Source organism: Streptomyces sp. NPDC058691 (genome assembly GCF_042714775.1).
GTDB lineage: Bacteria > Actinomycetota > Actinomycetes > Streptomycetales > Streptomycetaceae > Actinacidiphila.
The window spans coordinates 1-12628 of the sequence record NZ_JBHXSO010000109.1 but is presented as its reverse complement, the minus strand read 5'-3'; the positions used below and the strand labels follow the sequence as shown (position 1 = coordinate 12628).

At 70.4% G+C, this 12628-nt stretch carries 11 protein-coding genes and 2 pseudogenes; 7 read left to right on the top strand and 6 right to left on the bottom strand.

Features of this window, described 5'->3' with window-relative positions; all coding sequences use genetic code 11:
• Positions 1-17 precede the first annotated feature (17 nt).
• Entirely contained in the window at positions 18-419 is a 402-nt protein-coding gene (locus ACFWVC_RS37615) for a VOC family protein (RefSeq protein WP_384298703.1), read from the bottom strand.
• 266 nt (positions 420-685) lie between these two features.
• Between ACFWVC_RS37615 and ACFWVC_RS37610 the strand changes: the two genes are divergently transcribed.
• From ACFWVC_RS37610 to ACFWVC_RS37595, 4 genes and pseudogenes are all read left to right on the top strand, one after another.
• Complete coding sequence (locus tag ACFWVC_RS37610; RefSeq protein ID WP_384298696.1) at positions 686-1249, top strand: TetR/AcrR family transcriptional regulator; 564 nt, start codon at positions 686-688, stop codon at positions 1247-1249.
• A 502-nt stretch (positions 1250-1751) separates the two neighbouring features.
• Positions 1752-2631: pseudogene (locus tag ACFWVC_RS37605) on the top strand (oxidoreductase).
• A gap of 90 nt (positions 2632-2721) precedes the next feature.
• Positions 2722-3423: an SDR family NAD(P)-dependent oxidoreductase gene (locus ACFWVC_RS37600; protein WP_384298692.1), complete on the top strand. Its 702-nt coding sequence runs from the start codon at positions 2722-2724 to the stop codon at positions 3421-3423.
• A 190-nt stretch (positions 3424-3613) separates the two neighbouring features.
• The gene (locus ACFWVC_RS37595; protein ID WP_384298686.1) at positions 3614-4456 is read left to right on the top strand and encodes a prephenate dehydratase; all 843 of its coding nucleotides are present in this window, start codon (positions 3614-3616) and stop codon (positions 4454-4456) included.
• A 65-nt stretch (positions 4457-4521) separates the two neighbouring features.
• On the opposite strand, the gene ACFWVC_RS37590 is transcribed toward ACFWVC_RS37595, so the two are convergent.
• From ACFWVC_RS37590 to ACFWVC_RS37570, 5 genes are all read right to left on the bottom strand, one after another.
• Positions 4522-5316: an SDR family NAD(P)-dependent oxidoreductase gene (locus tag ACFWVC_RS37590; protein WP_384298682.1), complete on the bottom strand. Its 795-nt coding sequence runs from the start codon at positions 5314-5316 to the stop codon at positions 4522-4524.
• A 148-nt stretch (positions 5317-5464) separates the two neighbouring features.
• Positions 5465-6079 (bottom strand): TetR/AcrR family transcriptional regulator, encoded by a 615-nt coding sequence (locus ACFWVC_RS37585; protein WP_384298677.1) that lies wholly within the window; start codon positions 6077-6079, stop codon positions 5465-5467.
• A gap of 81 nt (positions 6080-6160) precedes the next feature.
• Positions 6161-6910 (bottom strand): SDR family NAD(P)-dependent oxidoreductase, encoded by a 750-nt coding sequence (locus ACFWVC_RS37580; protein WP_384298672.1) that lies wholly within the window; start codon positions 6908-6910, stop codon positions 6161-6163.
• A gap of 11 nt (positions 6911-6921) precedes the next feature.
• Complete coding sequence (locus tag ACFWVC_RS37575; protein WP_384298666.1) at positions 6922-7668, bottom strand: VOC family protein; 747 nt, start codon at positions 7666-7668, stop codon at positions 6922-6924.
• A gap of 180 nt (positions 7669-7848) precedes the next feature.
• Positions 7849-8427: a hypothetical protein gene (locus ACFWVC_RS37570; protein WP_384298662.1), complete on the bottom strand. Its 579-nt coding sequence runs from the start codon at positions 8425-8427 to the stop codon at positions 7849-7851.
• A 722-nt stretch (positions 8428-9149) separates the two neighbouring features.
• Between ACFWVC_RS37570 and ACFWVC_RS37565 the strand changes: the two genes are divergently transcribed.
• From ACFWVC_RS37565 to ACFWVC_RS37555, 3 genes and pseudogenes are all read left to right on the top strand, one after another.
• Positions 9150-10109, top strand: coding sequence for an NAD(P)-dependent oxidoreductase (locus tag ACFWVC_RS37565; RefSeq protein WP_384298657.1), 960 nt, complete (start codon positions 9150-9152; stop codon positions 10107-10109).
• Between the two features lie 675 nt (positions 10110-10784).
• On the top strand, positions 10785-12422 hold the full coding sequence (gene glsA / locus ACFWVC_RS37560; RefSeq protein WP_384298650.1) for a glutaminase A: 1638 nt from the start codon (positions 10785-10787) through the stop codon (positions 12420-12422).
• Positions 12423-12518: 96 nt separating this feature from the next.
• Positions 12519-12628 (top strand): annotated as a pseudogene (locus ACFWVC_RS37555) (glutamine synthetase); the annotation flags it as partial.

Below are 12628 nucleotides of genomic sequence, written 5' to 3'. Positions count from 1 at the left end.
CGTCGGCGCTGTGCGGGTCAGGCGCCGTCCGCCTGCTGGTGACTGCCGTAAGGGCGGGTGATGATCTCCATGCCGTGACCCGCGGGATCCAGGAAGTACAGGCCGCGGCCGCCGTGATGGTGGTTGATCTCGCCCGGCTGCTTCAGGTGCGGATCGGCGTAGTACGCGAGGCCGGCCTCCTCGATGCGGGCGAAGGCCGCGTCGAACTCCTCGTCGGAGACGAGGAAGGCGTAGTGCTGCATGACGATCGACTCCGCGGGGATGGTGGCGAAGTCGAGGGTCACTCCGTTGCTCGTGGCGACCGGGACGAACGGTCCCCATTCCGCGCCGACTTCGAGGCCCAGGATGTGGGCGAGGAACGCGGCGGACTCCCGGTTGTCCCGGGCGTGGACGATGGTGTGGTTCAACTCGACGGGCATGTGTGGAATGCCTCCGTGGGGCAATCTCACGGGCACCTCCATGCCTCACCCGGCCGGTGACCGGCACGCGATGCCGTGCTTCGAGCCTAGCGCGCGCCGAGTGGGGGACGCGGCCCCGGGGGCAGGCCTTTCGGCACCGCCAGGGCCGTTAGATGGCGAGTATCATCGAAGGGGCGGCGGAGTGAGGCCGGCGCGTAAGTGTGCGGCAGTCACCGGCCACCCGTGCGGTGGATTTCGCCGGGCGTTCGACAAGAGGTGGACCGGACATGAGCAGGGTGTCGCAGGCAGAGGCGCAGGCCAACAGGCAGCGCGTGGTCGAGGCGGCCGCGCGGCTCTTCCGCGAGCGGGGTGTGGCGAACGTCAGCGTGGTGGACGTCATGGAGGCGGTCGGCCTGACCCAGGGCGGCTTCTACAAGCAGTTCGCCTCCAAGGACGCCCTGGTCGTGGAGGCCGAGGCCAAGGGCTTTGGTGACATGCTCCAGTACCTGGCCGGACTCGACGCAGACCACGGCGGCCATGAGGCGGCGCTGGGTGCCCTGTACGACACGTACCTGTCCGCCGACCACCGTGACGCCCCCGGATCCGGGTGCCCGGCGGCCGGTTTCGGCGGCGACGTCGCACGGGAACCCGAGTGGCGCGCCGCCTACGCGGCGGGCGTTCGCGACATGGCCGACTGGGTCGCCCCCGGAAAGACCGGACTGGCGGGCCTGGCCACGCTCGTGGGAGGCATCATCCTCGCCCGGGCCACCGCGGGATCGCCCCTCTCGGAGGAGATCCTCGAGGCCGTGCGCGACACCGCTGCGCCGGGCGCCGAGGCGACGCCCCGGTAGCGATCATGCGGCCGGCGGCGTGAGCCGAAAGCGGCTCCGCACAGGGGGAGTTGCGCCTGAGGCGGAATGGCCGTGGCCCCGGAGGGTGGGCGGTCGGCGGGGTCGGCGGTGAGGGCGTTCACCCGGAGGTCTTCGGCCTCTGGGGCGACTGGGCGCGCTCTGCCGGATCGCGGAAGCCCGCCCGCAGACGTCGGTCGGCGACAGGTCCGTGCCCAGCGCGTTCGCCCCGAAGCCGGCGAAGAACCCGCCTTGTGCCGAGGCCGCGTCGGGCGGTCGGCCGTCGGCCAACTCTCCCGTGCCGTAAGGCATTCGCTCCAACCGCGGTCTGCCGACGATGCCCACGAGCGGTGGCGAGCCCGGCCTGGCCCTCGCGTGCCTGGCCCCCTCGCTCCCATGAACGAGGGGGCACTGCCGTCCGGGCCGGCGCCCGCGGAGAGTGGTCGTCAGCCGGGATCGGCCTGATCCACGGCATCCGCGGCACAAACGGCGAGAGGTATGAAACATGACGGATTCCCGGAACGTCCCCGGCGGAGCCCTGCGACTGGCGGACGACCTTGTGATCAGCCGCATGGGCTACGGCGCCATGCAGCTCGCGGGACCCGGCGTCTTCGGGCCGCCGAAGGACCGGGCCCAGGCGCTCGCGGTGCTTCGCGAAGCGGTGGAGCTGGGCGTCACCCACATCGACACCTCCGACTTCTACGGGCCCGCGATCGTCAACGAACTGATCAAGGAGGCACTGCACCCCTACCCGGCGGATCTCCGGATCGCGACGAAGGTCGGCGCGCGCCGGGGAGCCGACGGCAGCTGGATCTCCTCCCTGGAGCCCGCGGACCTCAAGGCCCAGGTCCGAGAATCTGACGCGGCTAGGTGCCGACGTCCTCGACGTGGTCTACCTCCGCCTGGGCTCACGCGACGGCACGACCGCGGACTCGGTCGCCGAGGAGTTCGGGGCCCTGGCCGAACTGCGCGAACAGGGCCTGATCCGGCACCTCGGGCTCAGCGGCGTCTCCTCCGCGCAGCTCACCGAGGCCCAGGGCATCGCGCCCGTCGTCGCCGTCCAGAACCTGTACAACCTCGTGTCCCGGCAGGACGACGCCCTCGTGGACCGCTGCGCCGAGGAGGGCATCGCCTTCGCCTCGTTCTTCCCGCTGGGAGGCTTCAGCCCCCTGCAGTCGGAGGCGGCGGCGGAGGTGGCCCGCCGCCTGGGCGCCTCCGTGCAGCAGATCGCACTGGCGTGGCTGCTGCGACGCTCCGCCACCACGGTCCTGATCCCCGGCACGTCGTCCGTGGCCCACCTGCGCGAGAACGTCGCCGCGGGGGCTCTGGAACTCCCCGCCGACGCGATCGCCCGGCTCGACGCCGTCGGCACCGTTCGCGCCTGACGACCCGCGACGCGAGCGCGACCCGCCCGCCGGCCACTCCCGTACCTGACATGACACCGAAGACTTCCGAAGACATCCGAGGAACCCACCATGACCATCACACTCGTCACCGGCGGCAACAAGGGACTCGGTCGCGAGACCGCCCGGCAGCTGGTCGAGCTCGGCCACACCGTCTACATCGGCTCCCGCGACGCCGCACGCGGCCGGGCCGCCGCCGACGATCTCGGTGCCCGCTTCCTGCAGCTCGACGTCACCGACGACACGTCCGTCGCCGCGGCGGCGGAGCAGCTGCGCCACCAGGAGGGTCGTCTCGACGTCCTGGTCAACAACGCGGGCGTCTTCGAGGGCATGGTGAACGCCGAACAGGCCACCGCCGACCACATGCGGACCGTTTTCGACGTGAACGTCATCGGCCTGGTGCGCGTGACGCACGCCTTCCTTCCGCTGCTCCGGGTGTCGGACAGCCCCGTCGTGGTGAACGTCAGCAGCGGGCTCGGTTCCTTCGGCGTGGTCCAGGACCCCGGGCGGCACGAGTCCCACTTCGTGACCCCCGTCTACTCGTCCGCCAAGGCCGCGGTGAACATGCTGACCGTGCAGTACGCCAAGGGCCTGCCCGCCATGCGGGTCAACTCCGTCGAGCCCGGTTTCAGCGCGACCGACCTGCACGGCCTGAGCGGCGACGGCATTCAGAGCCCCGAGGAGGGCGCCGAGTCGATCGTGACGCTCGCCACGATCGGCCAGGACGGCCCCACCGGTACCTTCACGGACCGCGGCGGCCCGCTGCCCTGGTGAGTTCCGGTCCTCGCGGGCCCCGGCGGGAGCGCCGCCGCGGGCCCGCCGGGGCGCTCCGTCCGCACGGTTTCGCAGGTGACCCCAGTAACATGCCTGGAGTGGGTCCTCGCGGCGCATGCCCGTGCCGGCCCCGCACGCACCGCCGACCGACGGTCGCGGCGAGCCCCGAGCCGGAGATACCGACACGCACATGGTGACCATCGCCTACCAGGGAGAGCCGGGGTCGAACTCGGCCGCCGCGGCCCGTGACCTGTACCCCGGAAGCCGCGACCTGCCCTGCACGACCTTCGAGCAGGCCCTGGAGGCGGTGACGCTGGGCACCGCCGACCTCGCGGTGATCCCCATGGACAACTCTGCCGCCGGTCGCGTCGCCGACGTCCACCACCTGCTCCCGGACTCCGGCCTGTCGATCATCGCCGAGTACTTCCTGCCCATCCGCTTCGACCTGATGGGCGTTCCCGGCGGGTCGCTGGAGGACGTGGAGTGCGTTCGCAGCCATGTGCACGCCCTGGGCCAGTGCCGGAAGATCATCCGCGAGGGCGGCTGGCAGACCCTCGTGAGTGACGACACCGCCGGTGCCGCCCGCGAGGTCGCCGAGCTGGGCGACCCGCGGCACGCGGCGCTCGCCCCGCCCGGTGCCGCCGCCCTCTACGGGCTGCAGGTGCTGGAGAGCGGCGTCGAGGACACCCCGGACAACACCACCCGTTTCGTCGTCCTGTCCCGTGACGCGCAGCTCCCGGCGGTCACCGGCGAGCCGATGATGACCAGCCTCTTCTTCTCCGTGCGGAACATCCCGAGCGCGCTGTACAAGGCGCTGGGCGGTTTCTCCAGCAACGCCGTGAACCTCACCAAGATCGAGAGCTACCAGGTCGGCGCCGGGCTCGCGGCCAGCCGCTTCTACATCGAGATCGAGGGCCACCCGGACGAGAGCAGGGTCGCCCTGGCCCTGGAGGAGCTGCGCTTCTTCTCCTCGGAGGCGCGCTTCATCGGGGTGTATCCGGCGCACCCCCACCGCATCGCGGAAGGCTCCTGACGGACGTATGCCTCGGGCCCCGTCCCCCCTTGCCTTGCCGGGGGGACGGGGCCCGAGATGTTCGGCTAGCCGATGTAGCGCTTGGCCGGCTGCGACAGCGAGAGCACCGGGGCGAGCGCGAGCCGGGCCTCGTCGTAGGCCTGCCACATGGTGTACTCCGGCAGCGAGGGGATCGTCACCAGTTCACCGGCGTCGAGACCGGCGAGCGCGGCGCGGGCGGCGTCCCGCGGCGACATGACCGCCTCCTTGGGCAGCTGGTGCAGCTCGATGCCCGAACCGTCCCAGATCGCCGTCTCCAGCGCGCCGGGGACCACGACCTGCACCCGCACCGAGGAGTCGGCGAACTCCTGCGCCAGCGCCTGGGTGAAGGCGATCACATACGCCTTGGCCGCGCCGTACACCGCGCCCACCGCCGGGATGTTGAGCGCGAACGCGGACGAGATGTTGATGATCGAGCCCGCGCCGCGCCCGGCGAAGGCCTTGGCCGCGGCCGCCGCGATCCGGGTGGTGGAGGTCAGATTGAGCGTGATCAGCGACTCCAAGTGCGCCGGGTCCGCCGCTGACAGGGGGCCGAACAGCGCGCTGCCGGCGTTGTTGACCAGGATGTCGATCGCGGTGTCGGAGGCCAGGCGCTCCTCGACGGCCCTGATGCCCTCGGCGGTGGACAGATCGGCGCTCACGACGGAGACCTCGCGCCCCGAGCGCCGCGCCAGGTCCGCGGCGGCCTTCTCCAGCCGCTCCTGGTCGCGGGCGACCATCACGATGTCGTGCCCCCGTGCGGCCAGTTCCTCCGCGTAGGCCGCGCCCAGGCCCGCGGTCGCGCCGGTGATGAGTGCCGTTCCAGCCGATGCTGTGGACATGCTGATCCCTCTCGTTCGTCGGCGCGCCGCCGCGCCTTCTTAGATACTCACAATAATCTAAGAAGCGGGTGCCGGGTTCTATTCCGGTTCCGGTGAACGAATGAATGCGGGGCTGGGGGGTGTGGCAGAGGACGGGTGTTCCCCGCGGTCAGCGCGGTTCCGTGGCGGCGGCGCCGACGGCCCGCAGCGTCACGTCGAGCAGGACGTCGACGCGCTCGGTGCCACCGCTCTCCGTCCAGGCGGTGACGGCCGTGTTGAGGCAGGCCAGCACGGCTGTGGTCACGGCACGTGCCCGCAACTCCCGCCGCTCGCCGTCGAGTCGGGCCGCGACGAGGGGGACCAGCGATTCCTGCCACTCCAGTTGCTTCTTCGCCAGCGCCCCCCGCAGCGCGGGCGTACCGGCGAGCATCACCGAAGTCGCCAGGAGCCTGCCGTCCGGGTCGCGGTCGAGGGCGTCCACGTGGTCGTCCAGCGCGTGCCGCAGCGCCGCCCACAGGGGTACGTCCATGGGCTGAGCCGCCAGACGGCCGGCGATGCCCTGACCGATGGCGGTCAGGTTCCCGACGACCATGTCCTCCTTGCTGGCGAAGTAGCGCGAAACGCTCCGCCCGGACATGCCGATCTCGGCCCCGATCTGCTCGATGGTGGTCCTCTCGAAGCCGTGCTCGATGAACAACGCCATCGCCCGGTCGGCGATCTGCGACCGTACGGTCTGCCGCGTCATCTCCCGGAGACCTGATCGTGCCGCGTCTGCGCTGCTCATGGGCCCAGCCTATCGGCCGCGGACAGGGATGCCGCTCATGGACATTCCTGTCAGGCCATGCCGGTACAAGGAGGCGACGGGTCAGAGCTGGGTCTGGCCGCCGTTGACCTCGTAGACGGAGCCCGTGACGAAGGACGCCTCGTCCGACAGCAGAAAGCTCACGACCGCGGCGACCTCCTCCGTCCCACCGGTGCGGTTCATCGCCGTCTTCGCCGCGATCGCGGCGCGGACCTCGGGCGGCAGCACCCGGGCGGAAGGGGCGTCGATCGGGCCCGGGGCGACGGCGTTGACGCGGATACCCCGTCGGGCGTACTCGACGGCAGAGGAACGCGTCAGGCCGATGATGCCGTGCTTGGAGGCCGCGTACGCCGCCCGGCCGGCGTGCGCCATGACGCCCGCGGTGGACGCCATGTTCACGATCGCCCCGCCGTCGCCCTGCGCGAGGAAGCGGGAGAGCTGCGCCCGCATGCTGTGGAAGACACCGGTGAGGTTGACGTCGATGACGTGCGCCCAGTCGGCGGCAGCCGTCTCATGGACGTCGACGAGCCGGGGTGTGACGCCCGCGTTGTTGAAGGCGATGTCGAGCCGGCCGTATGTGGCGACGGCGAACTCCACGAGCCGCTCGGTGTCGTCGAGGATCCGGACGTCGGCCTCGAAGGGGGCCGCCTCGCCGCCCGCGGCCTTGATCTCGCGCGCCACTCGCCCGGCGCCGGCGCTGTCCACGTCGGCCACGACGATGTGCGCGCCCTCGCGGGCGAGACGCTTCGCCGCGGCTTCACCGAGCCCCGATCCGGCACCCGTGACGATGCCGGCCTTACCGCTGACGGACATGGTGGTCTTCCTCAATTCCGGTGCGAGACAACGGTGAAGACGGCGCCCTGCGGGTCGAGCAGCACGGCGATGCGGCCCGCGCCGATGTCGGTGGGGGCCATGAGCACGGTGCCGCCGGCGGCCGAGGCTCCGGCAGCGGCCTCCTCTGCGTCCGCGACCGTGAAGTAGGCGTCCCAGTACGGCGGGATCTCCTGGGGCATCGCCGGCGGGCGGGGCAGGAGCAGCGCGACCTGCGTGCCTTCGAGGTGCCAGGCGCGACGGCCCAGCGGGGCCTCGGGGGCGCCCGCCACCCACGAGAAGAGGGAGCCGTAGAAGGCGGTCGACGCTTCGACGTCGTCGGTGATGAGCTCGCTCCACGCGAAGGTGCCGGGTTCGTGGGCGTCCATGACGGCGTGCCGCGCCCCTCCCTCGCTGAGGGCGAACCGCGCACCGCCGGGATCGGCGACGTGCACGACTCCGTTGAGGCCGGGGGAGGAGAGGACGATGCCGCCGGCAGCCGTCACGGCGGCCGCCGCCGTGACGGCGTCGTCCACGGTGACGAACGTCGTCCATGCCGGCGGGGCCGGTTCGCCCGCGGGCCGGAACCCGGCGACGGGCCGCCCATGGAGCATGGCCGTGCGGTGGCCCGCCCCGCGGGCGGTGTCCTCGGCGAACTCCCAGCCGAACAGCGCGCCGTAGAAGGTGGCCGCGGACTCGGGATCGGGCGAACCGAGTTCCACCCAGCAGGTTGTGCCGGGCGCGTGGAGGGTGGTGTCCATGTCTTCGCTCCTTGCCGTCCGGATGCTGCCCCGGACTCTGGCGTCGACTATAGACAGGCTTGTCAGTCAATGACAAACGAGTCGCTTGGTGTCACATGATGATGTGCGCATGACAAGATCACGACAGCGCCCGACAGGGGCGGCATGTGAGTGGGCGCCCAGGCGCCGTGAGGCGGACGGTCAGGAAGCCGACCGGTACAGGCCGCGCCCTGTGCGCCGCACCCGGGAAGCGCCGACGAGCCGGTCCAGCGTGCTGCGCACGGCGTTGATGCTGCCCGCGTTGGTGTCGCGTCCGAGGGCTGCGGCGACGTCGCGTGCGCGGACCTCGGTGCCGCCGGTGGTGGCCAGATACTCGAGGATCTGCTCGGTCAGCCACCCGTAATTGCCGTGCGCGGCCGTGCCGGGCCGGTCATCACGGGTTCCGCCGGGCGGAGTGCCGGACGACGACCCCGTCGCCCCGGCGGACTCGGCCGCAGGCGCCACGGGCGCGCCCTCGGCCGTCGCCGCGAGGTCGCCGGCACTGGTGGGCGGAACTTGCCGGCCCTCTTCGTGAGGCTCGTCGGTGATCCCGTCGAGGGGAACGGAGGGCATCAGTTTCCGGAGGGCGCCGAGGGCTCGGCGTACGGAGCCGAGGTGGGCCACAACGGCGGCCAACTCCCGCTCCAGCCCGTGCTGTTGCGCCTCAAGGCGCTGGAGTTCGTCCTGGAGCGCCCGAGCGGTGGCCTCGATGTCACGAGCACTGTGCGTGATGAAGACCATGCGCCCTCCCATCCTCGGCCCTCTGGCTCCGTCGTGTTGTCGCGCGGGCCGAACGCCCCCCGACGTCGCCTCCGTGATGAGCACGCGCAACGTAGGAGGCGCATCGGACCGCCTGATACTTAGATTAGTACCGCACGTGGTGACACGGTCACAGTCCATGCTGCGACCTTTCGCCCCTGAACTGGGGTGCACGGCCCGGCAAGGCCGCCCCGCGTGCCCTGGCGCGGTTCACACCATTCATTGTGACACGATGCAGGCCGGGACCCGCGCCGGATCGCGGGATCCGGCCGGCCGGCTCGTAATACGCCGTTCATCACGGCGTAGGGCGCCATGACAGTGTTTGTAAGACGTTATGGTTTGCTACGGTGTCACTCGCGTCGGTCGGATGGACCGACGACATCACGCCACCGTTGTGGCGGTGATTCGAGCGACCTGTCCCGGCGGACGGGTCGCGCAGAAGACTCCCGGTGTGGATCTGTGGGGAGACCCAGGCCGGGAATACGGGAACGCCCCGTGCTGAGCCTGTCGGGGGTCTTGGCGCGGGGCGTTCCCCATGTCGGTCCGGGCGATATTCGTCACACCGTTCCCACAATGAGGAACGGGTAGCGTGTGAAGGCTGACGTGGCCATCGCTGCCCACTGAGGCGTCGGGGCCACCCGACGTGCCGTGACGCGGCGGTGGACCACCCGCGTCGCCCAAGATCCATAGAAAAGCGAACGAACATGACTGAAAGCCGCTCCGTGTGGCTTCCCTACCGCCCCGCCGACTTCCCCGGCCGGCTGCCCGAAGGACTGACGTACCACCACTGGGACGGCCACGGCGCCTACCCGTCCGACCCGGCGGAGCTCCGCTTCCTGGTGCCCCCGCCGGTGCCGGAGATGCAGCAGCGCATCCTCGGAGGGCTGCTGCCCCGGGTCGAGCGCCTGGAGGTGCTCCAACTCCTCAGCTCCGGACACGACTACCTGGAGCCCTATCGTCATCTGCTGCCCGGCGCCGCCCAGGTGGCCACGGCCCGCGGAGTGCACGGCGAGGCCACGGCCGAGCTCGCGGTGACCCTGCTCCTGGCGGCCGCGCGCGGCCTCGACCACTTCTTCCGGCAGCAGTGGGCGCGGCAGTGGCAGCCGCGTGGCTTCACCACGGTGTCCGGCAAGCGAGTCCTCGTCGTCGGGCAGGGCCCGGTGGGCTCGGCAGTGGCGACCAGGCTGACGCCGTTCGGCTGCCACGTCGTCCGCATGGCACGGACCGCCCGCGACACGGTGGACGGTCGTGTGCACGGTGTCGCGGAACTGCCCGCACTGCTTCCGACCGTCGACGCCGTCGTGCTCTGCGCGCCCCTGACCGACGAGACCCGCGATCTGCTGGACGCCGCCCGGCTCGCCCTGCTGAAGGACGGGGCGGTCCTCGTCAACGTCGGCAGGGGCGAACTCGTCGACACCACCGCGTTGGTGCGAGCGGTGGAACAGGGGCGGCTTCGGGTCGCCCTCGACGTGACCGACCCCGAGCCGCTGCCCGTCGGCCACGCGCTGTGGCGACTGCCCGGCACGCTGGTCACCCCGCACACCGGGGCGTTCACCGACGCCTTCGTCCCGGCCTCCCTGGCCTTCCTGGTAGACCAGTTGCGGCGTTACGCGGCCGGCGAGACGCTCGCCAACCTGGTCCCCCTCATGGCCGGAGCCCGCTGACGCCGGGATCCCGGGAACGGGGTCCTGCCTCCCGCCTGTGAGAGTCGATCGCGCACGGCACCGTGTTCCACGCCGTGCCGACGGCGGCCGAACGACTCACAGGCGGGAGAGCGCCATGCGCGGGCACTCGTCGCCGGCTCCGCCGGCGCGCGGGGATAGTGCCATCGTGTGTATGACGCAGGCAATCTATTGGTCCTGCCCAGCGGATCGCCCTGTATTGCCTGGATCCAGGGTGGCGACGGCCCTGTTCGACGTGTGGACAGCCGCTGTTCCGTGGGGTTCGAGGGCGGCAGCGGGCCAACGTTTGGTATAGTCTTCAACTACTTGCACTGTTCGGACGGCCCACGGCCGATCGGGCGGCGGGGCTGTTCCACGGCTACAGGGGTGCTGTGGAGCGGTTTTTGGCCGACGGAGACCGCATCGGCCGCAGCGGTCCGGTGATCGTGATCCAATTTGCACCGTGTCAACGCGCAGGTAGGATCAGCGCCGTCTTCCACACGTTGTGACAGTGAAGTGTTCGCAACCGAGACATGGAGCCTTCGTCATGGGCGCTCAGCCGATCGGCCGCCGGTCCCGCCGGCCTCGCGTGTGGGCCGGTGTCGGGACGCGACAACGTTATCGGGGCATCTGAGGCGGGCTGTCGAATTTTTCGCCACGAGTAGGGGAAGTCTTGTTATGCCTGCGACCAAGAAAGCGGGACCCCGGCTGCGTCATGCCGAGGGCGCCCAGCAGCCACAGGAGCCCGGCGCCGAATCCGGGGATGTCGATTTCGGTATCGGGTACTACGGCAAGCTTTTCGCGTCGTTCGGTGTCGATGCGGATGGCCGGATCGCGGCTGCCGAGTTGGCGTCGCGGCTTCGGGAGTCGGGTATCTCGGAGACCGATCCGCGGGTGGCGGAGGTGTGGGCGGCGTTGCGCCGGGGTGTCGACATCGAGGGGCAGTCCAGGATCGACCTGGACCGGTTCGTGAACTTGTGCAGGAAGGGCGGGGGTGTTGTCACGAAGTCCATCAGGGGGGACTTCGTGATTCCCGACTTCGGTGCGTTGCAGAGCGAGATATCCGGGATCTATGAGGACTTGCGGCGTGTCGACGGGGGGCATGTCGCGGATTACATTCCGCAGCTCAGCCGGGTTGATCCGGAGAAGTTCGGGATCGCGTTGTGCACGATCGACGGGCAGCGGTTCGCGGTGGGTGACGCCGACACCCTTTTCTGTGTGCAGTCGGTGTGCAAGCCGATCAACTACTGCCTGACGCTGGAGGAGCACGGCGCCGATGTGGTGCACCGGCATGTGGGCCGCGAGCCCAGTGGGCGTGGTTTCAACGAGCTGACGTTGAACAGTGACGGGCTGCCGCACAACCCGATGATCAATTCGGGTGCGATCATGTCGTGTTCGCTGATCCGGCCGCAGCAGGACACGGCCGACCGTTTCGACTATGTCGCGGAGACCTGGCGCAGGCTGTCCGGTGGCGGCACGGTCGGTTTCAACAATGCGGTCTACCTTTCCGAACGCCGGACCGCGGACCGGAACTTCGCCCTGGGCTATTTCATGCGGGAGCACGGTTCGTTCCCGGAGGGCACCGATCTGGTGGAGACCCTGGAGTTCTACTTCCAGTGCTGCGCGATCGAGGTGGATGCGCGGTCGTTGTCGGTCGTGGCGGCGTCGCTGGCCAACGGCGGGGTCAACCCGCTGACCGGGGAGCGGATCTTTTCCGCGGACACGGTGCGCAAGTGTCTTTCGCTGATGTCATCGTGCGGGATGTACGACTACTCGGGCGAGTTCGCGTTCACCATCGGGCTGCCTGCCAAGAGCGGTGTGTCGGGCGGGCTCATGATCGTCGTTCCGGGGGTCATGGGCGTGTGTGTCTGGTCGCCGCGTCTGGACGCGCTGGGCAACACCGTGCGTGGGGTGGCGTTCTGCAAGGAACTGGTCGGGCGTTTCAACTTCCACGTCTACGACGCCTTCGCTCCCGGGGAGGTTTCCGGCAAGCGCGATCCGCGGCGCGGCAAGCACGAGGAGGAGATCTCCTCCACGATGCGGTTGTTGTGGGCCGCCAGTCATGGCGACCTGGACGACGTGCGGATCGCGCTGGCGACGGGCAAGGACCCGGACTCCACCGACTACGACAAGCGGACCGCGCTGCACCTGGCCGCCTCCGAGGGGCACTTGGAGGTCGTGAAGTACCTCCTGGACCAGGGCGCCGACCCGCAGATCAAGGACCGGTGGGGCGGGACCGCGCACTCCGACGCCCTGCGAGGCGGCCACGACCGCGTGGCCGGGCTCCTGCAGCCCACCCCGACGGCCGTGAGCTGACCGGCCCCCGTCCGCGCCCCCGCGCGCCGCGCACGCGGCACCCATTCACGTCCTGCCGGCCGACGGCAGGGCATCTGAAAGAGAGAGAAGAGACAAGTGGCTTACAGGGCTGAGTACATCTGGATCGACGGTACCGAGCCGACTGCGAAGTTGCGCTCGAAGACCAAGATCCTCGCCGATGGCGCGGAGCCGGGCATCTGGGGCTT

Excerpts from the sequence above, each read along its gene's own strand:
- glsA (WP_384298650.1), top strand. The coding sequence starts at position 10,785 with ATGCCTGCGACCAAGAAAGCGGGACCCCGGCTGCGTCATGCCGAGGGC.
- ACFWVC_RS37580 (WP_384298672.1), bottom strand. The coding sequence starts at position 6,910 with ATGTCCGTCAGCGGTAAGGCCGGCATCGTCACGGGTGCCGGATCGGGG.
- ACFWVC_RS37615 (WP_384298703.1), bottom strand. The coding sequence starts at position 419 with ATGCCCGTCGAGTTGAACCACACCATCGTCCACGCCCGGGACAACCGG.
- ACFWVC_RS37570 (WP_384298662.1), bottom strand. The coding sequence starts at position 8,427 with ATGGTCTTCATCACGCACAGTGCTCGTGACATCGAGGCCACCGCTCGG.
- ACFWVC_RS37590 (WP_384298682.1), bottom strand. The coding sequence starts at position 5,316 with ATGTCCACAGCATCGGCTGGAACGGCACTCATCACCGGCGCGACCGCG.
- ACFWVC_RS37575 (WP_384298666.1), bottom strand. The coding sequence starts at position 7,668 with ATGGACACCACCCTCCACGCGCCCGGCACAACCTGCTGGGTGGAACTC.
- ACFWVC_RS37600 (WP_384298692.1), top strand. The coding sequence starts at position 2,722 with ATGACCATCACACTCGTCACCGGCGGCAACAAGGGACTCGGTCGCGAG.
- ACFWVC_RS37565 (WP_384298657.1), top strand. The coding sequence starts at position 9,150 with ATGACTGAAAGCCGCTCCGTGTGGCTTCCCTACCGCCCCGCCGACTTC.
- ACFWVC_RS37595 (WP_384298686.1), top strand. The coding sequence starts at position 3,614 with ATGGTGACCATCGCCTACCAGGGAGAGCCGGGGTCGAACTCGGCCGCC.
- ACFWVC_RS37585 (WP_384298677.1), bottom strand. The coding sequence starts at position 6,079 with ATGAGCAGCGCAGACGCGGCACGATCAGGTCTCCGGGAGATGACGCGG.
- ACFWVC_RS37610 (WP_384298696.1), top strand. The coding sequence starts at position 686 with ATGAGCAGGGTGTCGCAGGCAGAGGCGCAGGCCAACAGGCAGCGCGTG.